Source organism: Siphonobacter aquaeclarae, assembly GCF_900103285.1.
Classification (GTDB): domain Bacteria; phylum Bacteroidota; class Bacteroidia; order Cytophagales; family Spirosomataceae; genus Siphonobacter; species Siphonobacter aquaeclarae.
Map to the genome: position 1 here is coordinate 299,997 of NZ_FNGS01000003.1, position 21,312 is coordinate 321,308.

A 21,312-nucleotide genomic window follows, 5' to 3' on the forward strand; every position below is an offset into this window, starting at 1 on the left:
ACACAGACGTCACAGAAGGGGACCTGCCGTTTCGGTCTTTTTGTCTGTGTTTTCTGTGAAGTCTGTGAGAAACTAAAGCCGCTGGCGACTCTAGGCTCTATTCTTCCGGCGATAAATATTTTTCTCACAGAAAACACAGAATACACAGAAAAGGGCCTCTGACGTACGGAAAATCACGCGCCATCGTTCTTGCACAAATCGGACTACATGCGCCTGACCTTCCTTCTGCTGATACTCTTTCTTTTTTCGATCCCGACCTATGCCCAGCTTTCCCTGACTCCCAGCCGGATTTTTGCGTCGGGCATCAACATACGGGCGGAAGTGACGCCGTCGGCCCGTATGAACGACACCGCCAGAGTCGGCTATTCCCGGTTCAATATCCAGGGCCTGATTCCGATCCGCGGCGGGGCGGGAGTGAAGTTCCATAATTTCAACCTCCGGAAAATCGACGTCGAGGTCAACCAGATGTTTCTCGCCATCAACGCCGGGTACCGGGCGCCTAATTTTTCGTTCAACAAAGAAGATCAGGGCATCTATACCGTCTCGGCCGCGATTACGGGTATTCATGCCAGCCTGCGGGATAAAATCTGGCTTTACGCAGCCGGTATCGGCATCAGCGAGCCGGAGGAGCTATTCTCCGTCAGCAAGGCCCGGCCGTATGGCATGGGTGGCGCAGTGCGCGTGCGTATCGCCGGCCTTAAGACGCAATGGTTTTACGGAGGCGCCGTGGTTTTTGAACCGGGCCGGATTACGCCGATTCCCATCGCCGGTATCAATGCCCGGGTAACCAAGGGTACCCGCGTGACGATCATCCTTCCGCTACAGGCCTCCGTTTCCCAGAAACTGACGAAGAAAGTATGGGGCGAAGCAGGTATTGCCGCCGGCGGATTCAACGCCGGGTACCTTTCTCCGTCGTTCAATCCGAATGCCATCCGGCTTGCTTACCGGCAGGGGAAGGCCAGCGCGACGCTGAATTACAGTCCCGTGAAGCCCGTGCAGCTTTCCGTTGAAGCGGGTGTCACCGGCATGCGTACCCTCAAAACCATGCGGGCCGGAGATGTCCTCGAAAAGTATACCGTCAATACCAGCCCGTTCATGGCCGTTTCCTGCTATTTCAATCTGTCGAAATCACTGCTGGATTCCCGGGGATTCGGCGCTATTTTGTAGGAAGGCGGAATTTGCGACCGGTACCGCGGCGGATATCCCGGAATACCGTTACTTCGTGGAGAGAAACCGTCAGCTATGGAAGTACTGGAACTAGACTCCTCCTCTCACTTCGAGATTCACCCTATGTCCTGGATTGCGTCGGAACGACACGCGCAGGGAGAAAAGCCTCACCGGCATAACTACTATGTGGTGATTGGGGTGACGAGTGGCAGCGGCACGCACGATGTGGATTTTCAACAGTACGATGTCAAACCCGGCAGCTGGTGGTTTCTGAGTCCCGGGCAGGCGCATCAGTTGCATATGGACGGCCCGCATGAGGGCTGGGTATTAAGCTTCGCGCCGGATTTTTTCTGCCTGTCGGATTCCAACCGGGAATTTCTCATCAACAGCGGATTGTTTCAGAACCTGCTGGATTTCAAGCCTTTCTTTATCGCGCCGGAACAATTGGATCTGCTCGAACCGTACCTGCAATCGATCCAGGCGGAATACCTCACGCGGCGGCCCTACCGGGAAGAAATGCTCCGCGGCTGGCTGCAGCTTTTTTTGGGCCAGGCGGCGCGGTCGTTCGGCGGGCAGGTACCGTCTGTCCACGAAACGTCCCGCGCGGTATGCATGGTACGGCAGTTTCAGGATCTGGTGGAGCGGGAGTTTTCCCGAAAGACGAAAGTGGCCGAGTATGCCGAGTTTCTCCATGTCACGCCCAGCCACCTCAACGATTCCGTCAAGAAAGTCACCGGGCAGCCTGCTTCCGAACACATCAAACAGCGTGTGATCCTCGAAGCCAAGCGTCGCGCCTACTTCGGGAATACCTCGGCGAAGGAAATTGCGTTTGACCTCGGGTTTGAAGACGAAGCCCATTTTTCGAAGTATTTCAAAGCGAATACCGGACAGACTTTCAGTGAATACCGGAAGACGATCCGACATCAATACGCGTAACCCCGCCGGGTTTTTCCGGCGCTTTTTACCTCTGAACCGATGAAAAAAATTCTCCTCCTGCTGGCCCTGCTCGGGCCGCTTGCGCCTGCGTTTTCCCAGAAGAAAGTGATCTTCGACAGTGACATGGGGCCCGACTATGATGATGTGGGGGCGCTGGCTGTACTTCACGCCCTTGCTGACAACCACGAAGCCGAAATCCTGGCGACGATCGCCTCCAACCGGTATGAGCTCGTCGTACCCTGCTTTCGGGTGGTGAACACCTATTTCCGCCGGCCGGCTATTCCGGTAGGCCGGACCGTCGCTTCCGCACCGCTGAAGCCTTGCTGGCAGCGGGGATGGACGGATACCCTGGTAGCCCGGTATTCACAAGGTGCCCAGACACCGCCGGATGAGGCCGTAGCCCTCTATCGCCGGATTTTGTCGAAACAAAAAGACAATAGCGTCACGATCATCACGGTAGGATTTCTCTCCAACCTGAAGGCCCTCCTCGAATCCGGGCCGGATACCTATTCTTCTCTCAATGGCATGGATTTGGTGAAGAAGAAAGTCGCGGAATGGGTCTGCATGGGCGGTGCGTTCGGGAAGCTTCACCAGAAAGAGTTTAACCTGGTGGAAGACCTACCTGCGTCGAAATATGTCCTCGGGCATTTTCCCCGGCCTGCGCTGTTCAGCGGCTTTGAAATCGGCATCCGGGTGAAAACCGGCGTGGAGTTGACGGCCCGGCACCGGTCCGGCAGTCCGGTCGAAGATACCTTCCGCATAGCCATGAAAAGCAGCGAGCAGGATAAGGATGGCCGCCCGAGCTGGGACCAGACCGCCGTGCTCGTCGGCGTACGCGGATACGGCAAGCACTATACCATTCGCCGGGGACGGGCTTTTATGGAAGAAGGGGGTACCAATGGCTGGACGGATCAGGCAGACGGACCGCATGCCTACCTCGTCGAGAAGTCGTCTCCGGAAACGGTACGCGCCGAAATCGAAAGCCTGATGATGCATTTGCCACGGAAATAATCCCTTCATTCTGAGGAAATTGAGGGTTTTTGATCCGTTCCGGTGATTTCGACAAGTAATTCCGCGATTTTGACAAGGTTAAATTGTATGTATATACATACATTTGTCCCATCAAACACAATCAACCAGGATATGTCAACGTCAGCAAAATGGGTCATCGACCCCACGCACTCAGAAGTAGAATTCAAGGTAAAACACCTTGTGATCACCACGGTAACCGGCCGTTTCAACGAATTCAGCGGGGAAGCCGTATCCAACGATGATTTCACTGATCTCCACGCGACGTTCGAAGCGTCTGTGGATTCGATCTCAACCAATAACGATGCCCGCGACGGCCACCTCAAGAGCGAAGACTTCTTCGCCGCCGGTGAGCACCCGGTAATCAAGTTTGTTTCCACAGGTATTTCGAAGAAAGACGGCGACTCGTTTACCCTCAACGGCGACCTGACCATCCGCGGCGTCACCAAGCCGGTAGCTCTGGCTGTTGAATACGGCGGAACGGTAGTCGATCCCTATGGACAAACGAAAGCCGGTTTTGAAATCCGCGGCAAAATCAGCCGGAAGGAATTCGGCCTCAACTGGAGCGCCGTCACGGAAGCCGGTGGCGCCGTCGTCAGCGACGAAGTGAAACTGATTGCGAATGTGCAGTTGGTGAAGCAGGCGTAAAAGCAGTTTTAGAGTTTAGGGTTTTGAGTTTAGAGTTGATGGTCGAAGCCCAACTCTAAACTCAAAACCCTAAACTCTAAACATAAAATCCCCGATCTTTCGGAGGCATTCCCAAATGCCTCCTTTTTTTGTTTTCAGCCTGCTATGAATCGCATTGATCGGGTAACCGCTATTCTCATCCAGCTTCAGTCCAGAAAAATTGTAAAAGCACAGGACATTGCCGACCGGTTCGGAATCAGCCTGCGGACCGTATACCGGGACGTTCGTACGCTGGAAGAAGCGGGCGTACCCATCATCGGAGAGGCCGGCGTCGGCTACTCCATCATGGACGGTTACCGGCTCCCGCCGGTCATGTTTACCCGGGAAGAAGCAGCTACGTTTCTGCTGGCCGAAAAATTCCTGGAAAAATTCGCCGACGCCTCTACGGAAGCAGCCTATAAATCAGCCATGTACAAGGTTCGGGCGGTACTCCGGTCGTCCGAAAAGGAAATGCTGGAAAACATGGAGCAGTTTATTGAAGTCCATCAGTACGCCGCGCCGTTTGCAGCGGAAACAGATGTGCTGCAAAGCCTGGTCAAGCATATTCCCGAAAGACGCGTCGTCGAAATCCGGTACCAGACGTACCAATCAGCCGATACCACACAGCGGGAGGTAGAACCTATGGGGGTATTTTATGGCTCCGGAAGCTGGCATTTGATCGGCTGGTGCCGGTTACGGAAAGACTACCGGGATTTTCGGGTAGACCGGATCGTTCACCTTCAGGTACGGGAGGAGCGTTTCACGTCGTCACACCCTTCCCTGAAAGAGTACCTGGGGAAAATGCATAACTATGATGCGCAGCGCGTCGTCATCCGGGTGCATAAATCCGTCTCCCGCTACCTGGAGAAACAGCGGTATTCGTATGGTTTTCTGATGGAGACGGAAGGAGAGGACGACTATGAAATGACCTTCCTAGCCAACTCCATTGACGGTTTCGCCCGGTGGTACATCACCTTCGCCGATTATGCCAAAATCATCGAGCCAACGGAGCTGAAAGAAAAAATGATAGGGCTTGTAGAAAAATATTTCAACATGCGGGAGAATTTCTGAAACCCTGCTGACATAGGGCTGTCATACGGCGGATCTTCCTTTGTATCAGACACAAACAAAGCAGGATCATGGAAACTTTCGAACTCGCCAAAGACTACGTACGGTACAATACCTGGGCAAACGGCCGCCTCATCGAATGGCTCCGCAACAAGCCCGAAGCGGTTCTCGAACAGGATTTTGTTTCCAGTTTTTCAGGCATCAGGCAGACCGTGTACCACATCCTTGGCGTACAGGAAGGCTGGCTGAAGACGCTTCGCCACGAAATGCCGGAAAACACGTACGGAAAGGTATACGACGGTACCATGACCGATCTGTTTGCGGCACTGAAAGCCAATTGCGAAGAGCTGGAGCAATTTGTCGAAGCCCTGACCACGGATCAGCTGACCGAGCTCTGCTCGTTCTGGGTGCCGGTACGCTGGCCCGAGTTTGACGAGTTCTTCCGCCCCCGTACCGAAATCATCCAGCATGCCGTTACGCATGCGACCTACCACCGCGGGCAGGTGGTCACGATCGGGCGCAACCTTGGCCTGACCGACGCCCCGATGACCGATTACATGTACTACCTTTTGATGGCAAAACCGGCGGAAGTCGCCTGAAACCTATGACCGATATCCTCGCCCGGCGGCTCGACAGCCTGCATATTTCCCGAACCGGATTGACGACGCCTGCCGAGGTGGTTCGCTGGCTGGGCGCGGTTCAGGCGCAGGATTATTCCGGCGCGAAATGGTCGGTAGGTCTGCGCCTGCCGGGGATGACGGACGAGGGCGTTGAGCAGGCCCTGGCCGACCGGAGTATCGTCCGCACCTGGTCGCTCCGCGGTACCCTGCACCTGATGGCGCCGGAAGATATCCGCTGGATGCTGGCGCTCATCTACCCCCGGATGAAAATACAGTTGCGGTTTAACCTGAAACGCCACGCCTTTTCGGACGACGAGCTCGTTCGCTGCTACCACATTCTGGAAAAATTACTGCGGGACGGCGTTCAGGCAACGCGGGATGAGGTACGGGCGGCGCTCGCTGACGGCGGAATTACCGTCAACAACGAACGCGTCAATTTTATACTCGTAACCGCTGCGATAGAAGGGCTGATCTGCCAGGGTATCCGCCGGAAGAAGGAATTTACCTTTACGCTGCTCGACGAATGGGTTGCACCGGCGCCCGAACGTACCCGCGAGGAAGCCCTGCATGCCTGCGCGCTCCGGTATTTCCGCAGCCACGGCCCTGCTACGGTCGCTGATTTTACCTGGTGGACCGGGCTGACGCTGACAGAGGCCCGACTGGCTGTCGAGCTTGCCAGGGGAGAATTGCAGGAAGATATCCACAATGGCCAGCCGGTCTGGTTTGCGCCCCAAACACCTGAACCGGCAACGAATACCCTGTTTCTGTTGCCGGGTTTCGACGAATACCTGCTCGGCTATACCGATCGGACCGACGCCCTGCCGAAAATCCTGGAAAAGGAAGTAAACGGAACGAGTAACGGACTTTTTCTGTCGACTGTCGTCTTCGATGGAAAAATTGAAGGTATCTGGAGACGGTCTTTCCGGAAGGATACGGCCATTATCGAAATCAAACCCTTCAAAACCTTTTCAGCGGCGAAGGAGAAGCGCATCGAAAAAGTAGCCGGTCAGTTTGCCCGGTATGCCGGCATGAAGGCCGTTGAGTTTGTGCGCTAGCGCGGCGGAGCAAACCGGGGATTTCGCAGGAAAGCATGATCCGTCAGCGCCCGGAGGAAGGCAACTACCTGCCGCTGCTCCCTCTCCGACATACGTATTTTCCCCTCCGCCCCCTGCCCTCTGCCCCCTGCATAAAACCCCACTACCTCTTCCAGCGTCCCGAACCGCCCGTCGTGCATATAAGGGGCAGTGACGGCGACATTCCGCAGGCTGGGTACCCGGAATGCGTTCCGGTCTTTTTCTACTTCGCTGATGCGGTACCGGCCGGGATCTTCCCCCGCGGGCAACCCGATATTCCGGAAGCTGCCGTCGGTAAACAACGGACCGGAATGACAGGCGGAGCAGTGCTGCCCGAAGAGTTTTTCCCCGGCTTTTTCTTCGAAAGACAACTCTTTTCGGTCGTACCGGGAGTCAGCGGATACGAGCGTCAGCATGAATTGCGAGAGTGCCTTGAGGAAGCGTTCGCCGGTGATTTCTTCCGTTCCGTATGCTTGCTGAAAAAGGAGAGGATAGTCTTCCTGCCGGCGTAGTTTGGCAAGGATATTCTTGAGATTTTCATCCATCTCGGCGCTTTCCCGGATCGGCGCAATCGGCACCAGGTCAAGGTCATAGACGCCGCCATCCAGGAAAAAAGAAGTACTCCATGCCAGGTTTTGCAGCGCCGGTACATTGCGGTTTCCCTTTCGGTGGAAGATACCGACGCTCACCGGCTGGCCGGGTTGCGCGAAACCTGCCGACTGGACATGGCAGGAAGCGCAGGAGATGGTTCCGTCTTTCGAAAGCGTCTTATCGTAAAAGAGACGTCTGCCCAGGGTAATACCTTCGCGGGTAAGGGGATTGCGGTCAAACGCGTATACAGGCTGCGGAAACCCCTGCGGCGTTACAAACCGTTCCTTCCGGGGCCCGCAGGCCGCGACCATCAACCCAAGCAGGATCGCGATCCGCCTCATTGAACCGAGAACATCGACGGAAAATTATCGGCCACAACAGTACCCGCCGCCGGGCTGTGGATCGTGCTGAGGTCTTTGAGTTTCAGCAGCGTTTTTCCGTTGAAGAGCTTTTGGAGATCGGCGGTAATACCGACAGACGGCGTAGCCGACGCCGTGACGGTCGCTGCTTTCGCGAGCGGCAGCGTCACCTGACGGAGGTTATTGGCCGTCGTGCCTGTCATTCCGCCGAAACCGCCGATATGGTACATGTATTTCCGCTGCCCGGCCGAATTGAGATCGACAACGGGAGAGGTTCCCTCCAGTTTCAGAAAAACATACCCGGTATTCCAGGCCCAGTACATGCTGTCGTCTCCGTACGAAGCCTCGTCGAGTACGCCCTTCCGTTCGGAAACGGGGGAGACGCTCCGGGCGCTGTCGACACCGATGGTAAAGGTCACCGACGAATACGATCCGAAGGGTACCTGCTCCACAATTGCCTTGCGGGAAAGCGAATCAGCCTGGCGGATCAGAAAGTACTGTCCGGGGAAGGATACCGTTGAGCCATCGTCTTTTTTGAGGCGGATGTTGCTGATGAAGTAATTGAGCGTACTCACGGTGAAGGCTTCTCCGGCGGCGTTGGTATACTGTCCGGTTTCGAGTACCAGCGGCTGGCTGCCTACCTTGTTGGTGAAGGCGAGGGTCAGTTTTCCGGCCGTGGGATCGTCTTTCGAACACGAAACCAGCGAAACAACGGCGAGCAGGCAAAAGGCTAAGTATCTCATGGCATGGCAGGTATTAGCGGACCGGGAAGCCGTCGGGTTCAGCAAAACGCTTATCCTGCAGGAATTCCGTATCGGTCAGGGTATTGAGAAAGGCGATGATTTTTCGTTTTTCGTCAGCTGTCATGGGTATTCCCAACCGGCCGCCCTGCTTGAGGAGTGGGTCAAGATTGGGCGTATCCTGAACGCCGGCGTCGTAGTAATCAAGTACTTCCTGAAGCTTGGTAAAACGCCCGTCGTGCATATAAGGCAGGCTTTCGGCGATATTCCGCAGGGTTGGCACCTTGAATTTATACCGGTCCGTTTCCAGCTGGGTGACGAAATACCGGCCATAGTCGACCACCACCTGAAGCGTAGGCTTTCCGTCTACATACACGACTTTGGTCCGCTCGAATTTGGAGAGGCCGTTGTTCCGGAAGCTGCCGTCGGTAAAAAGCTCTCCGGCGTGGCAGGTTTTGCATCCCTTTGATTCGAAGAGTTTCATGCCATCAAGTTCGTCGGTTGTCAGCGTGACATTTCCTTCTTTCCGGACATACTTGTCGTATTTCGAATTGGCCGATACCAGCGAAAGCACGAACTGCGTAATGGCTTTCAGCATTTTATCGGACGTGATTTCTTCTGAACCGAATGCCGCTTTGAACAACGGCGGGTAGCCTTTTGTCTTCCGGAGTTTCTGAACGACGTTGTCGAGCTTGTCATCCATTTCATCCGGATGTTGTATCGGGACAATAGGCTGCTGGTAGAGATCGGTCACCGCGCCGTCCCACATGTAGTGCTTTTCCCAGGCCAGGTTTTGCAGGGAAAGGGAATTCCGCAGTCCGATGCGGTTTTCAATGCCGTGGCTGAGGTCGTGCAGGTGGTGCGTAAAGGCAAAGTACTGGCGGTGGCATTCTCCGCAGGCGATGGTACTGTCACGCGAGAGGATTCCGTCGTAAAAAAGCCGCTTGCCCAGATCAAAACCGGCTTGCGTCACCGGATTCGAGGCTACCGGATATTCAGGTTGCGGAAAATTGGCCGGGACATAAAAGAAGGGTTTCGTCTCAGGCGAATCTTTTCCCGGGGAACAGGAAAGCAATCCCAGAAAGAAAAGTGCTGTGGCGAGGTTCTTCATGTGGCAACCGTTTGACGACGAAAGTAACGAAATCCGGAGGCCCCTTCGTGCAGAACAAGGCTGGAAATCCTTCCGGCCGCTTACGGAAGCGCAACCCTGTGCCGGTGCGGCAATGCCTCCAGCTCTCTGAGAATGAGTGGTTTGATGAAAGGCCGGGCCGTCCACATAATGCCATGCCTTTGCCCGGCGAGGTAGAGTACATTGACTTCCGGCGCGTTGGTCAGTTGCCGCGCCGCCCACAGCGGGTTATCGGGATAGAGCAGGCGGTCTTCCAGCCCGTGTACCATCGTGACGGGTATCCGGATGCGGTCCCAGAGGGGTACCATCGCTTCGAGATGGGGGCGGTGGTTTTGCTTTTCGTCGTCCGCAACGTGAATAAAACCGGGGATCAGCGACGAAAGTACCGGCACAATTTTCGACAGCCCGTAGATCTTCTCCGCACCCGGCCGGTAGGAGCCGCAGGTAAGCAATAAACGATCGAAGTAACCGGGGTGGTCCATCGCAAGGCGCACGGCGACGGTCGCGCCATAGGAAGTGCCCAGCAAAAGCGTAGGCCGTTCGTCTCTCGTTTGCCGGAGCATGAGCGACAGTACCTCCGACTGCCGGGAGATGAATTTTTCGCCCCAGCCATAGTCCGATTCGCCGTAGCCGGGCCGGTCAGGCGCGATGAGCTGCGTACCCCGCTGAATATCCGGATCGGACAGGTAGTACCGCAGGCCTTCCAGCGAGCTGGGCGACCCGTGGATGAGGATCATTTTCCGGGGAAGGGTATCCGCGCCGATTTTAAGGTAGCGGATTGTCCGGCCGAGGGTATCGTAGTAAACGACTTTGACCGGCACACCCCTGCTCGTCAGGTCTTTCCGTATCTCTTTTCGGGAGAAACGCCGGTGCTCGAAGCATCCGGAACACAGCAGCAGGACGACGAACGGAAGGAAGTAGCGAAGCACGGAACGGGCCAGGATTAGGACAAAGGTAAGCGAACTCACCTTTGTCCGTCCTTCCCCGAAAGAAAAGAAAATCAGAAATGTTCGGCGATTTTCCGGCGGACGAAGTTGACGCTCCGCTCCAGTTGCGCCATGCCTTCCACGCCGTCTTCGATGCTGATCCAGCTGTCGAAACCGACACGTTTCAGCTCGCTGAAAATAGCGTCGTAATCGTTCAACCCCTTGCCGATTTCGCCGTGGCTGAGGCGTTTGGCGTATCCGGCGGCGCCGCCTTCTTCCCGGCGCAGGTCTTCGATGGTACCTTCGAGGAGGTAGCGGTCGCTCGCGTGCATCGTCACCACCCGATCCGACACGCGGTAGAGCAGGTCGAGGGGGTCTTCACCGGCGAGGTAGGTATTGCTGGGGTCGTAGTTGACGCCGAAGTTGGGATGGTGAATCCGGTCGACCAGCTGGCAGAATACATCTGCTTTCTGCGCAAATTCCGGGTATTCCCAGAAATCATCCTTGTAGTGATTTTCGAGGATGAGGGTGATACCCCGCTCCTGCGCATAGGGCAGGCAGGCTTCGATGCATTCGGCGGCGAGAGCTACGCCTTCATCGGGCGTCAGCTCCGGCCGGCGCTGCCCGGACAGTACCCGGCAGTAGGAGCCGCCGAGGGCATGGGTCATGTCGATCCAGCGCTTCTGTTTCGCGATTTCCTGTGCCCGGAAGGCCGGGTCCGGGTGGGTGAAGTCAGGCGAGCAGCACATCATCGGGATGACCTTCCCGAGGTCTTCAACCTGTTTGCGGAAGACGGGCCAGTTGGCTTCGTCGGCCATTTCCAGAAATCCGGCATACCATTCAAGACCGTCGATGTCGAGGCGGCAGGCCATGTCAATCCACTCCGAAAGACGCATGGTTCCGTCTTTGCAGAGTTCTTTCATAAACGCTTTGGGAAATACGGCTAAGCGAGGCATAATACGAGGGGAAAGGAGATTACTTTTTGGGTGGATTCCGGCCGATAACGGGGTATTGTTCGAGTTCGACAACCTGCCCGCTGACCGGGCCGCTTTCGTCGGCAAGCCAGTAGATAGCCGCAGCCGCGATTTCGGCAGGGTCCAGAATCCGGCGGGAGGGCGCATACTCCGGAGGCAGCAGCTCATACCAGTTGACCGGCATACCATGCTCCTGTTTGCGCTGGATTTCCTTTTCGGTGAGTACCCAGCCGGGGTTGATCTGGTTGACGCGGACGCCTTCTTCCCGGAAGAGCGCGTCGCCGAGGTTGCGGGTGAGGGTCATCAATGCGCCCTTCGAGACCGAGTAGGCCAGCAGGTCCGGCTCTCCGCACCAGGCATTCACCGAGCCGATGTTGAGTACCGCACCGCGCCGCTCTTTCAGGTGCGGCAGCGCCTCCTGAATCAGGAAAAAGGCGGAAAGGGTATTCACTTCCAGCATCTGCCGGAAAAAGGCCGGCGTAGTGGTATGGATGTTGGAAGACGCAACCCAGGCGGCATTGTTGACGACGGCGTCGAGCCGACCGAAGGTATCAAGCGCCGTCCGGACGAGCAGCGCGGGCGTAGCTTCATCCTGAAGGTCGGCGATGACGAGGACGGATTTGTCCGCGCCGAGTTCTTCGCGGACGGCTTCACCCCATTCTGTTTCAAGACCGTGGAGGACTACCCGGGCGCCTTCCTGCACGCAACGGCGTGCAATGGCTTTTCCGATACCGGTACAACTTCCGGTGACGAGGATGACTTTGTCGGCGAGCCGCATAGGATCAGAGGGAAAGGCGATGATACCGGCCGGAGCCGGTTTTTCTTCCCCCGAAAACCGGGAAAAGAGGTATCAGAAATACGGCATTTCTGCCTGTATTGACTACTATTGCAGGGAATTTTACCGAAATAATCGTCCGTCAACCATGACACTTTCCATTGAAAATCAAGACATAAGAGCCTCTTTTCAAACAAAGGGCGCAGAGCTTACACACCTGACGGCCTTTGGCGCTGACCGGATGTGGAGCGGCGATCCGGCATTCTGGGGAAAGCACTCTCCGGTACTGTTTCCGATCGTCGGTGCCCTGCGGGACAATACCTATTTCTACGAAGGAAAAAGCTATTCGCTTGGCCGCCACGGCTTTGCCCGCGATAGGGAGTTTGCCGTCGTCAGCCAGACGGGTACAGAGGTCGTTTTCGGTCTGACGAGCGACGAAGAATCGAAGAAGGTATATCCCTTTGATTTCGACTTCCGCATCCGCTACACCCTTTCCGGCAATCGCCTGGAAGTAGCGTACTCCGTGCACAATACCGGTGGAGAAGTAATGTGGTTTTCCGTAGGCGGCCACCCGGCGTTCGCGGTACCTGTTGCCGAAGGAACTTCCTACGAAGATTATTACCTGGAGTTTTCCGAAACAGAAGATTTCAACCGCTGGCCGCTGGCGGGTGACGGCCTGATTGGCGCGGCTACGGAGCCTGTCGCACTCGGAACCAACCGTATTCCGCTGACGAAAGAGCTGTTTTACGGAGACGCGCTGGTTTTCAAACACCTGAAATCGACGTCAGTGACCCTGAAATCCGATAAAACGCCGCGTGCGCTGACGTTTGATTATGCCGGGTTTCCGTACCTCGGCATCTGGGCGGCGAAAAATGCGCCGTTTGTGTGCATTGAGCCGTGGTGCGGAATCGCCGATTCGTTCGATCACAACCAGCAGCTGACAGAAAAGGAAGGCATGAATCGCCTCGAAGCCGGGGAGGTATTCAGCCGGGTGTGGTCGGTGGCGCTGGGGTAGCAGAGGGCATGGGCAGAGGGCATGGAGCCCCCAAAGTCTGTGTCGTCTGTGAAGTCTGTGAGCTGATTATTTTCTCACAGACTTCACAGACGACACAGAAACAAAATTAACGGGCTGCCTGCCGGAGTTTCAGTTCCTTACCGGCAATGGCTTCCCAGGGGTACAGGTGGAAAGTCCGGTCGGTACTCATCGCCACAAAAAGCCCATGCGGAAAATCCTTGCCGAGCGGTATGGATACCGTTTCAGAACCGTCGCTCTGTACGGCGCTGACGTCCACAATCTTCAGGCGGTTATGCGGCGCCTGCCGGTCGAATACGTGAAAGCGGTTCGCACCCTGATCCGACACCAGGAGGTATCCCGTGCTATCTGTCAGTTCATAAAGAGAAATACCTTCGTGATCTTCTGAAAACTGATCCGTCGCAAAGAGCGCCAGTTCCCTGTCGCCCTTTGCGGGATCAGCATAGTATTTCCGCACGCCGACACCTTCGTCGGAATAGTATACATATCCCAGTTTGTCGTCCACCGCAATGGACTCGATTTCCTTCTTGCCGCTATAGGTTCCGAACTTCCGGACGAGGGTCGCTTTGACCTGCCCGCTGCCGTTGTCGGCCAGCTCGTACTGCCAGAGGTACCCGCCGGTGGTAGGACCGGTTTTCCGCCCGACAATAGCATAAATAACACCTTTCGGATTTTTATACAGCGAAATGCCCATCAAATCCCGGAATTCAGGCGCTGTTTCTCCGACAAAAACGTCTATTCCACCATTGTCGACCGGTTTCAGATCGGGCAGGGAATAGATCCGAAGTTTGTGGGTAATGCGTTCGGTGACGACGGCGATGTCCGTCGGTTTTCCGTTCAGCGGCAGCCCGTATTCGATGTCGACGTTGTTGGGGCGTTGAAGGCCTTTGACCGTCTGTTTGATTTTACCAGAGAGATCAAAAGCATACAGTGCGCCGTCGGCATCCTTATCGGTTCCGAGAATGAGGCTTTGGGAAGCGTCCTGCGGGTTGATCCAGACCGCAGGGTCGTCCGAGTCATGGGCTACCGGCTCGGTCACGAACAGCGGCTTGACAGCCTGTTGGGAGACAGGAGCCTGGGACTGGCACGCGCCCAGCAACAGCAGGGCCGCGAGATACGAATGTTTCAAGGTAAGTGAAGTTAACGATTGGGGTGAAGGAAGGCGGCGGCCGCAGGCCGCCGCCTTTTTCCTTACTTGGTTCCGAAAGCGCCAATGTAGTTAGCCGGCGCCGGTGATTTGTATACCGTTCCGTTGACGGTGAGGCCATCTGCAAACTGCCGGGTAAAGTCCGTTTTCCCTTTCGTCAGGGCCGGAGAGCCGGTTTGCAGGTGGAAGTCCCAGGAAGTACTGAACGTCGCGTTGGTTGTGGCGGTAGCGACAGGATAGTTCACGAATTTGGGATCATTGTCGCCCGCTTTCGTACCGATGACATCGTTCGTACCGGCGAGGATCTCGGCATTCGGCTGAAACTGGTCTACCGTTGTCTGATCGTTGCCAAAATACAGGTTGTTCGCCACCTTCGAGCGGTTATCTTCCGGCGCGCCTTTATCCCGCTTGATACCGTAGCGGTCGTTTGCCAGGAGGTTGTTATACAGGTCGGCACGAACGGTTTTTTCGAGCCAGATCGATCCGCCCTTGGTCGTCGGACGGCGCCAGCCGGCATTGACAATCGTGTTGTTGTAGGCGACGACGTAGGCCTGCGGACTGCGATCGCCGGAGTTCGACAACTTCAGCGCGTTCGTGTTCGGGCTGTACACCAGGTTGAACGCGACATCCGCCTGAACGCCTGATTTGATGTTGATGGCGTCACCGCCGGAGACGCCCGTCGTATAGATTGTGTTGTTGGAAAAAATTGCCTTGCCACCTTCGATGTAGAAGCCGTCTTCGTTGAAGTTACGGATGGTGCTGCCGGTTACGACGAGCTTTCCGTTGACGTTCGGGTAGTACAGCACCGGGACGTGTTCGCCGGCTGCTGCCTTGTAGAGACCGGCTTTGACAGAGGGAGATTCTTCCGTCGTTACTGCGCCGCCGTATTCCAGAACGGTGTTTTGGAGGATGACTTCGGCGCTGGTCGGTCCGGCGATCAGCCCGCCCCAAAGTGCTCCGAATTGGTTTTTGGCCGTCTTCCATTCGTCAGGAACCGTGAATTTGACGGGATTGGCCGTTGTTCCGAGGCTGTACAGGTTGCCTTTGATGACGATTTCCGGCTTGACGATCGAGTCGGCGAGGAGTACCGTAACGCCTTCTTCGATGGTCAGGGTTTTGCCTTCATTGATCTGCAGGTGACCGGTCACTTTGTAGGTGTTGCCTTTTGTCCAGACGCCGTCTACAGCGCCGGTAACGTTGGTTGTCGTCGGCGCGGGCGTTGAGTTGTCGTCTTTTGAACAACTGATGAAAGCAGCGGCTACGAATGCAGCCAGGATCCATTTTTTCATGGGATTATTGGAGTTTGTAACGAATGCCGAGGAGATAGGTGCGTTGGTAAAAGTCTTTGCGCATGACCGTTTTGCCGGAGAGGTCCTGATACGGAATGCCCTCGTTTTTGCTGCTGGCGTTTTTGATGTACACCTCCATGGGCGTATTGAGGAGGTTGCTGGCTTTGGCGAAGAGTACCAGGCTGTTTCCGAAGGTTTTTTCCACTGCCGCGTCCATCTGCACGAAGCCCTTCTGCCAGAGGTCGTTATCGACAAATTGGGAGACGGTATTGATGCGGTCGCCGGTGTAGCTCGCAGCTACCTGCCCGTCCCAGCCGTTGTGCTTGTAGAGGATCGTCAGGTTGGCGATGTGCGCCGACTGCCCGTAAAGCGGCCGTGTCTGCGAAACGGTAATTGTTTCGAGGTCTCCGGCGGTATTCCGGATACGTTTGGACTTGGCCGTGGTAATCCGGGAATCGGTAAAGGTGTAGTTGGCTTTGATACCGAAGCGGCGGAAGTATTGGATGAAATCCAGCTCAATACCCAGGTTACGGGCATTGCCGAAGTTTCCGGGAGAGTAGTAGGTATCCTGACCGCGGACGGCGTCCCGTTGCAGGGTATACTCGATCGGGTCCTGGATGTTTTTGTAGAAAGCGCCGGCCATAAACTGGTTCGTCAGACTCGGGAAGAATTCATAGCGGACGTCGACGTTGTCGGCAATGGCCCGGCGGAGGTCCGGATTCCCCCGTTCCTGATACTCTTCCTGGACGATGCGGTAGGGTACGATTTCGAAGAAGCCGGGACGGTTGACAGACCGGAAGTACGATGCCCGCAGGTTTGTCCGGGTGCTGGCTTTGTATTTCAGGTTGAGGCTCGGTAGTACGTCGGTAGTCGTTTGCCCTCCGTCCGGGCGGTCTTCCCCGATCGGAAATTTCATTTTATAGCCCTGGACGTTGTGTTCCAGCCGGACGCCGCCGATGATTTCCCAGCGCTCCGGCAGCAGTTTTCCCTGCAGGTACCCGGCCGAAGTCTTTTCCGACGCATCGAAGTTCAGCGCCGTCGCCACAGAACCACGGGGGTTTTGTACCGTCCAGTCAATCTGGTCGTAGGAAGTAAAATCGACGCCGTACCGGGCCTGCAGATTAGCCGGCCGCAGCTGGTAGTTGTTGTAGAAGTTGTTGCGCTGCTTGTCGCGGTACAAACCGCCGGCTTTCCATTCAACCGGCATGCCGCCAAGTGTACTCAGATAAGTCAGGTGGAGGTAGCCGGCCAGGTCAGTGTCGGTATTGTGCTCCCAGCGCCGGTAGCCATCCTGAATGGTCGTAGGCGTGTCCACGAAATGCCGCCGTTCGCCGGCAAGAGGTATGAGTGTCTGATCGGGCGCCTTGTTGGTCGCGATGGAGTACACTGCCGCCCAGTGAACCGAAAACGGATCCGAGAGCTGATGCCGTCCCTGAAGGGTACTGTTGAAGATCTGCTGTCTGGTGACCCGTGAGCGCGTGGAGTACTCGAGCGTGGCATTGCCGAGGGCAGGGTCATACCCGCCGATGGTCAGCTGGGTAGTCTGCACATCCCGTATCTGGCTGTTAACCAGGTTGATCCAGGCGTTGTACCACTGAAACTTATGCCGCGGATTCAGCCGGAAGTCGATGTTGGTATGCAACCCCATTCGGCGTTGCTGCTCGGAGTACTGCCGCTGGTTGAGTTTGGTGAGCGTTACACCGCGAAGGGTATCCACCGTCTCCGAGTCAAAAAACAGACTGTTCGAGCCCCGGTAGGTATTCTGGTAACTGCCGGCTACGACCACGCCCAGCTTCCTGTCCCAGAAACGGTTGCCCCAGGAAAATCCGCCGAGCAGGTTGGGCGGGGGCGACTGCCGTTTGTACGTCGCCGTTGTTTTTGAAAAATCGCCTGAGGTAGCATTGTACTGATTGCCGTTGCGTTCGTAAGGCGATTTTGCCGCGACCGAATTCCAGGAATAGCCCATGAACGGCCGTTCCATAAACAATTCGGAGTATCCCGTGGAGACCTGCGCCGAAAACATTGGCCGCTCTGCCGCTTCTTTCATTACGAGGTTGACGGCTCCGCCGATGGCGTCGCCTTCCATCGAAGGCGTCAGGGTTTTGTATACCTCCAGCCGTTCCAAAAGCTCGGAGGGAAAGATATCGAGGGGTACATAGCGGTACTTGTTGTCGGGGCTGGGGATTTTTACCCCGTTGACGAGCGTGTAGTTATACCGCTTGTCCATTCCCCGGACGATCGCATATTGCCCGTCTCCGTTGCTGTTCCGTTCCACCGAAATCCCCGAAACGCGCTGAATCACGTTCGCGACGGTTAGATCCGGAGACAGTTGGATGGCTTTCCCCGAAACACTGTTCAATACCTGATCCGCATGGCGTTCAAGGTGGCGGGAAGTCTGTTCGGAACCGCCGTCGCGACCGGCGCGGACAGTTACTTCCTGCAACGTCTGCCGGGTATCGGGTTCCAGGAGGGCGTCGACCGTGACCGTTTCACCACCCGATATAATTACCTGCCGGACGATGGGACGGTACGAAAGAAAATGTACCCGTAGGGTATAGGTTCCGGCTGGAACATTCCGCAGGGAGTAGCTTCCGTCCAGACCGGAGACTGCGTGGAAGGTCGTGTTTTCGAGGTGTACCGTTGCCCCGACAAGCGGCTCGGACGTTGTCTGTTCCAGGGTCTTGCCCTGGATGACGGCCGCCTGCCCCGCCAGGGAAAAAAGGACTCCGCACAGAAGGAAAAAGTAGAAAATCCGGTTCATCGTTCGCATGGATAATACCGTCAGAAATCAACGGAAGCTCCCGTAATCCGGGGCGGTGCAAAAGGCCGCCGGCCGGTTTGTCGATGCGAAGGTGAAGGACCCGAAACCGAGTGGCAAGAGGGGCGGGGCAGCAAAAAGGCAACGGCCCCGAACGCCGCGTTAACACAGAAGCAACAGTGTTAACACGGACCTGTTAAGTGATTGATTTTCAGTATAGGAAAGTGTAATTTCAATGGCATTAATTTTGCATTATCCGGGTATTACGAAATTGTTAACCGGCCTCAGAGCGCCTGAATGAAGGCGGTGAGGTTTTCGCCCTGTTTCAGGCCGAGTTTCTTGCGGAGACGGTAGCGCGTCACACGGAGGCTATCGGGAGAGATGCCCAGCAACGTCGCCACCTCGGTCGAGGGAAGGTTCATTTTCATCAGGGAAATCAGACGGATATCGTGCGAGGTCAGCTGGTCGGAATGCGCTTTGAGTTTATCAAAAAACGACTGATGAACATGCTCAAATACGGCGTTGAAATCCTCCCAGTTCCGGTCGTTCGTAAAACTCTCGTTGATCTGCTGGACGAGCTTTTTGATCTGCTTCCGTTGGTCCCGTTTGTCGTCTTTGATAAGCCCTTCCAGCCGGGTTTTCAACTCTTCCAGCGCCTTGTTTTTCTGAACGATCTGGAGAATATGGGTTGACAGCTCCCGGTTTTTGATTTCCAGCGCCTGCTTGAGGTTGGCTTCTTCCAGCTCCCGGTTTTTCAGTTCTGCCTGAACGAGCTCGTGCCTCGTCTGGTAAATAGCCTGGTTTTGGTCGTGCAGCTTCCGTTCGTTGCGGATCTTAAGTCGCTGGCGGCTATAGGCCAGCGCGCCAAGGCCAATGAGCAGTACGACGACAATACCCGAGCCGATGATCAGAAGCTGGCTGTTGCGGCGGGCCAGCGTCAACCGGTCGATTTCCGCGTTTTTCTTCTCCAGATCGTACAGCGATTGCAGCAATGCCATCTGCTGGCCGCTTTCTTCCGAATAAATCGCGGCCTGATACTCCCGGCTGAGGGCGAGGTAGTGGAAGGCGCTGTCGTTTTGCCCGAGGAGGTTATATCCTTTGGCGAGGTCGTTATAGGCTCCGCTGAGCTGATGCCGTTCGTTGGTCCTGACGGCGAGGTCAAGAGCTTTCCGGCTGAAAACCAGCCCTTCGCGGTATCGTCCGGTTTTCCGGAGTACGTCGCCGAGGTTGTTCAGGATTTCGATCCGGCCGAGGGAGTCAGGCGTGAGGAGGCTGTACCGGAGTGCCTGCTCGAAATAGTGCCGGGATGAATCGTATTTTCCCAGGTCTTCGAAAATGCTGCCGAGATTTTCGGAGATCTTCGAGACGCCGAGGTTGTTTCCCCTGCGCTGGTATTGCCTGAGGGCGAGGTGCTGGAAGTAAAAGGCGCTGTCGTATCGCTGCTGCTTTTCGAAAAAGTGGCCAAGGTTGCCGTAGGTAGCGGCCAGCCCGTCGGCATCACGGATGGATTGGTAGAGTGCCAGGGCCTGCCGGTAGTGCTGCCGGGCCAGGGCGGGCTGCCGGTTGTAATAGTGGAGCTGGCCCAGGTTGTTGTAGCTTTCGGCGAGCCGGGCCGTTTCACCAAGCCTGCGGAAAAGCCGGGCCGCCTGGGTGTAGTAGTCGAGTGACTGCGGATACTGCCCCGAATGAAAGCAGATGCCACCCATTTCCTGAAGGGCGCGGGCGGCCTGGTGTTCGTCGTTCCGGTCGGCCGCCAGCTTGTAGCGCTGCTTGGCTGCCAGAAAGAGCGAGTCCGGTCCCGGCGTGGCGGCAACAGGATGCAGACACAGCCAGCACACCGCCAGGAATAACAGGTTTTTTACGGAAGTACGATTCACCCCGCAAGATACAACCGGCGGTGCCGACTGCCCTGGCAAGTACTTCCCACTCCGGCATTATCAAATTGTTAATAGGCGGATTGGGTAAATTTTACAGATAAAATGCGACTTTGTCTGTAATTTTTGTTCGAACTATTTGTTTGTTCGGACAAAATTCTTACCTTTGAATCAAATCAGCAGTCGTCCCTTTTTCCTTGTACAGCGCAATGCAAAAGAGTCTGGTTCAAAACAAAGAAGAATACCTGCGCCATATTCTGGCGACAACCATTCAGCACGAAGAAGAATGGCCGGGATGCGTCGTTCCCGGGTGGCTACCCGTTCCCAAGCCGGAAACCTATCCCTGTATTGCGGTTACTTCCGACCCGACGCCGGAAGGCCCGGATCTGTTATTCGATATCGAACTCATTTATTTTACTGATTTCCTGCACTCTAACTGAACGTCTTTCCCGTAAAAGCCCCGTTGATACGTACCCTGCTTCTCCGGCAGGGTTTTTTTGTGTAAATCGGGGTGAATGTTTCCGGGCCGCGGTGCCGGAGGTACCCCCCCCTCTCAACTTTTTTTCTCATGGAAGAACTGCGTTATCCCATCGGGCGCTTTGCGTACGATGGGCCCTACTCCCCTCAGCAGCGCGGCGCGCTGATCGATGTCCTGGCACATATTCCGGTTGATTACCAGGACGCTGTAGAGGGCTTGACCGACGACCAGCTCAAGGTACCGTACCGCGAAGGCGGGTGGACCATCCGGCAGGTTGTTCACCATGTCGCCGACAGCCACATGAACGGCTATATCCGGACCAAACTGGCGCTGACAGAGGCCAATCCGACCATCAAGCCGTACGAGGAAGCCCGCTGGGCCGAGCTGGGCGATACGTTTAATACGCCGCTCGATATTTCCCTCGACCTCCTCGAAATGCTGCACCTTCGCTGGGCGAATCTTTTCCTTTCCATGCAGGAAGCCGATTACCAGAAAACCTTTGTTCACCCCGCCAGCGGCGATACGGTGACGCTCGATAAGCAACTGGCCAACTACGTCTGGCATAGCCAGCATCACCTGGCACACATCACCGGCCTCCGGAAACGGATGGGCTGGGTATAGTGAACTCCCAACGGCTTTTCCGATTCCGGAAAAGCCGTTTTATTTGAGGTCCAAACCTC

The 21,312-nt window shown here is 55.9% G+C and carries 20 protein-coding genes; 10 read left to right on the forward strand and 10 right to left on the reverse strand.

Going from position 1 to position 21,312, the window contains the following annotated elements:
• Positions 1-207 precede the first annotated feature (207 nt).
• The 7 genes from BLR09_RS08450 to BLR09_RS08480 all read left to right on the forward strand — a co-directional run bounded on the left by BLR09_RS08450 (position 208) and on the right by BLR09_RS08480 (position 6,541).
• The gene (locus tag BLR09_RS08450; protein WP_093200404.1) at positions 208-1,167 is read left to right on the forward strand and encodes a hypothetical protein; all 960 of its coding nucleotides are present in this window, start codon (positions 208-210) and stop codon (positions 1,165-1,167) included.
• Between the two features lie 123 nt (positions 1,168-1,290).
• A complete protein-coding gene (locus tag BLR09_RS08455; protein WP_218126632.1) occupies positions 1,291-2,103 on the forward strand; it encodes an AraC family transcriptional regulator in 813 nt (270 codons plus the stop codon).
• Positions 2,104-2,142: 39 nt separating this feature from the next.
• Positions 2,143-3,114 carry a nucleoside hydrolase gene (locus BLR09_RS08460; RefSeq protein WP_093200410.1) on the forward strand — a complete coding sequence of 324 codons (972 nt, stop codon included), beginning with the start codon at positions 2,143-2,145 and terminating at the stop codon, positions 3,112-3,114.
• Between the two features lie 132 nt (positions 3,115-3,246).
• Positions 3,247-3,780: a YceI family protein gene (locus BLR09_RS08465; protein WP_093200413.1), complete on the forward strand. Its 534-nt coding sequence runs from the start codon at positions 3,247-3,249 to the stop codon at positions 3,778-3,780.
• 144 nt (positions 3,781-3,924) lie between these two features.
• Positions 3,925-4,869 (forward strand): helix-turn-helix transcriptional regulator, encoded by a 945-nt coding sequence (locus BLR09_RS08470; RefSeq protein WP_093200416.1) that lies wholly within the window; start codon positions 3,925-3,927, stop codon positions 4,867-4,869.
• A gap of 68 nt (positions 4,870-4,937) precedes the next feature.
• Positions 4,938-5,465, forward strand: a complete 528-nt coding sequence (locus BLR09_RS08475) for a DinB family protein (RefSeq protein WP_093200419.1) — start codon at positions 4,938-4,940, stop codon at positions 5,463-5,465.
• A 5-nt stretch (positions 5,466-5,470) separates the two neighbouring features.
• Positions 5,471-6,541: a winged helix DNA-binding domain-containing protein gene (locus BLR09_RS08480; protein WP_093200422.1), complete on the forward strand. Its 1,071-nt coding sequence runs from the start codon at positions 5,471-5,473 to the stop codon at positions 6,539-6,541.
• Here the strand turns inward: BLR09_RS08480 and BLR09_RS08485 are convergent.
• The 6 genes from BLR09_RS08485 to BLR09_RS08510 all read right to left on the reverse strand — a co-directional run bounded on the left by BLR09_RS08485 (position 6,538) and on the right by BLR09_RS08510 (position 12,056).
• Complete coding sequence (locus BLR09_RS08485; protein ID WP_093200425.1) at positions 6,538-7,491, reverse strand: cytochrome-c peroxidase; 954 nt, start codon at positions 7,489-7,491, stop codon at positions 6,538-6,540. The two genes, BLR09_RS08480 and BLR09_RS08485, sit on opposite strands and share 4 nt — an antisense overlap.
• The gene (locus tag BLR09_RS08490) at positions 7,488-8,252 is read right to left on the reverse strand and encodes an MbnP family protein (RefSeq protein ID WP_093200428.1); all 765 of its coding nucleotides are present in this window, start codon (positions 8,250-8,252) and stop codon (positions 7,488-7,490) included. The genes BLR09_RS08485 and BLR09_RS08490 overlap by 4 nt, the downstream gene beginning before the upstream one ends.
• A 13-nt stretch (positions 8,253-8,265) precedes the next feature.
• Entirely contained in the window at positions 8,266-9,360 is a 1,095-nt protein-coding gene (locus BLR09_RS08495) for a cytochrome-c peroxidase (protein ID WP_093200431.1), read from the reverse strand.
• An 80-nt stretch (positions 9,361-9,440) separates the two neighbouring features.
• Positions 9,441-10,307: an alpha/beta fold hydrolase gene (locus BLR09_RS08500; protein ID WP_143011062.1), complete on the reverse strand. Its 867-nt coding sequence runs from the start codon at positions 10,305-10,307 to the stop codon at positions 9,441-9,443.
• Between the two features lie 71 nt (positions 10,308-10,378).
• Positions 10,379-11,260, reverse strand: a complete 882-nt coding sequence (locus tag BLR09_RS08505; RefSeq protein WP_093200436.1) for a sugar phosphate isomerase/epimerase family protein — start codon at positions 11,258-11,260, stop codon at positions 10,379-10,381.
• Between the two features lie 19 nt (positions 11,261-11,279).
• A complete protein-coding gene (locus BLR09_RS08510; RefSeq protein WP_093200439.1) occupies positions 11,280-12,056 on the reverse strand; it encodes an SDR family oxidoreductase in 777 nt (258 codons plus the stop codon).
• A gap of 145 nt (positions 12,057-12,201) precedes the next feature.
• On the opposite strand from BLR09_RS08510, the gene BLR09_RS08515 reads away from it, so the two are divergent.
• Entirely contained in the window at positions 12,202-13,068 is an 867-nt protein-coding gene (locus BLR09_RS08515) for an aldose 1-epimerase family protein (protein WP_093201398.1), read from the forward strand.
• A gap of 106 nt (positions 13,069-13,174) precedes the next feature.
• On the opposite strand, the gene BLR09_RS08520 is transcribed toward BLR09_RS08515, so the two are convergent.
• The 4 genes from BLR09_RS08520 to BLR09_RS08535 form a co-directional block, all read right to left on the reverse strand.
• Positions 13,175-14,215 carry a phytase gene (locus BLR09_RS08520; protein WP_093200442.1) on the reverse strand — a complete coding sequence of 347 codons (1,041 nt, stop codon included), beginning with the start codon at positions 14,213-14,215 and terminating at the stop codon, positions 13,175-13,177.
• A 62-nt stretch (positions 14,216-14,277) separates the two neighbouring features.
• Positions 14,278-15,522 (reverse strand): right-handed parallel beta-helix repeat-containing protein, encoded by a 1,245-nt coding sequence (locus BLR09_RS08525; RefSeq protein WP_093200445.1) that lies wholly within the window; start codon positions 15,520-15,522, stop codon positions 14,278-14,280.
• Between the two features lie 4 nt (positions 15,523-15,526).
• The gene (locus BLR09_RS08530) at positions 15,527-18,292 is read right to left on the reverse strand and encodes a TonB-dependent receptor (RefSeq protein WP_317039211.1); all 2,766 of its coding nucleotides are present in this window, start codon (positions 18,290-18,292) and stop codon (positions 15,527-15,529) included.
• Positions 18,293-18,564: 272 nt separating this feature from the next.
• Positions 18,565-20,157 carry a tetratricopeptide repeat protein gene (locus BLR09_RS08535; RefSeq protein WP_093200449.1) on the reverse strand — a complete coding sequence of 531 codons (1,593 nt, stop codon included), beginning with the start codon at positions 20,155-20,157 and terminating at the stop codon, positions 18,565-18,567.
• Positions 20,158-20,363: 206 nt separating this feature from the next.
• On the opposite strand from BLR09_RS08535, the gene BLR09_RS08540 reads away from it, so the two are divergent.
• Positions 20,364-20,594, forward strand: coding sequence for a hypothetical protein (locus tag BLR09_RS08540; protein ID WP_093200452.1), 231 nt, complete (start codon positions 20,364-20,366; stop codon positions 20,592-20,594).
• 128 nt (positions 20,595-20,722) lie between these two features.
• Positions 20,723-21,253, forward strand: a complete 531-nt coding sequence (locus BLR09_RS08545; protein ID WP_093200455.1) for a YfiT family bacillithiol transferase — start codon at positions 20,723-20,725, stop codon at positions 21,251-21,253.
• The last annotated feature ends 59 nt before the right edge of the window (positions 21,254-21,312 follow it).

Bases quoted from the DNA above. Each gene is read 5' to 3' on its own strand.
- BLR09_RS08465 (WP_093200413.1), top strand. From the start codon at position 3,247: ATGTCAACGTCAGCAAAATGGGTCATCGACCCCACGCACTCAGAAGTA.
- BLR09_RS08455 (WP_218126632.1), top strand. From the start codon at position 1,291: ATGTCCTGGATTGCGTCGGAACGACACGCGCAGGGAGAAAAGCCTCAC.
- BLR09_RS08470 (WP_093200416.1), top strand. From the start codon at position 3,925: ATGAATCGCATTGATCGGGTAACCGCTATTCTCATCCAGCTTCAGTCC.
- BLR09_RS08540 (WP_093200452.1), top strand. From the start codon at position 20,364: ATGCAAAAGAGTCTGGTTCAAAACAAAGAAGAATACCTGCGCCATATT.
- BLR09_RS08525 (WP_093200445.1), bottom strand. From the start codon at position 15,522: ATGAAAAAATGGATCCTGGCTGCATTCGTAGCCGCTGCTTTCATCAGT.
- BLR09_RS08485 (WP_093200425.1), bottom strand. From the start codon at position 7,491: ATGAGGCGGATCGCGATCCTGCTTGGGTTGATGGTCGCGGCCTGCGGG.
- BLR09_RS08490 (WP_093200428.1), bottom strand. From the start codon at position 8,252: ATGAGATACTTAGCCTTTTGCCTGCTCGCCGTTGTTTCGCTGGTTTCG.
- BLR09_RS08545 (WP_093200455.1), top strand. From the start codon at position 20,723: ATGGAAGAACTGCGTTATCCCATCGGGCGCTTTGCGTACGATGGGCCC.
- BLR09_RS08475 (WP_093200419.1), top strand. From the start codon at position 4,938: ATGGAAACTTTCGAACTCGCCAAAGACTACGTACGGTACAATACCTGG.
- BLR09_RS08515 (WP_093201398.1), top strand. From the start codon at position 12,202: ATGACACTTTCCATTGAAAATCAAGACATAAGAGCCTCTTTTCAAACA.
- BLR09_RS08505 (WP_093200436.1), bottom strand. From the start codon at position 11,260: ATGCCTCGCTTAGCCGTATTTCCCAAAGCGTTTATGAAAGAACTCTGC.
- BLR09_RS08495 (WP_093200431.1), bottom strand. From the start codon at position 9,360: ATGAAGAACCTCGCCACAGCACTTTTCTTTCTGGGATTGCTTTCCTGT.
- BLR09_RS08480 (WP_093200422.1), top strand. From the start codon at position 5,471: ATGACCGATATCCTCGCCCGGCGGCTCGACAGCCTGCATATTTCCCGA.
- BLR09_RS08530 (WP_317039211.1), bottom strand. From the start codon at position 18,292: ATGCGAACGATGAACCGGATTTTCTACTTTTTCCTTCTGTGCGGAGTC.
- BLR09_RS08450 (WP_093200404.1), top strand. From the start codon at position 208: ATGCGCCTGACCTTCCTTCTGCTGATACTCTTTCTTTTTTCGATCCCG.
- BLR09_RS08460 (WP_093200410.1), top strand. From the start codon at position 2,143: ATGAAAAAAATTCTCCTCCTGCTGGCCCTGCTCGGGCCGCTTGCGCCT.
- BLR09_RS08510 (WP_093200439.1), bottom strand. From the start codon at position 12,056: ATGCGGCTCGCCGACAAAGTCATCCTCGTCACCGGAAGTTGTACCGGT.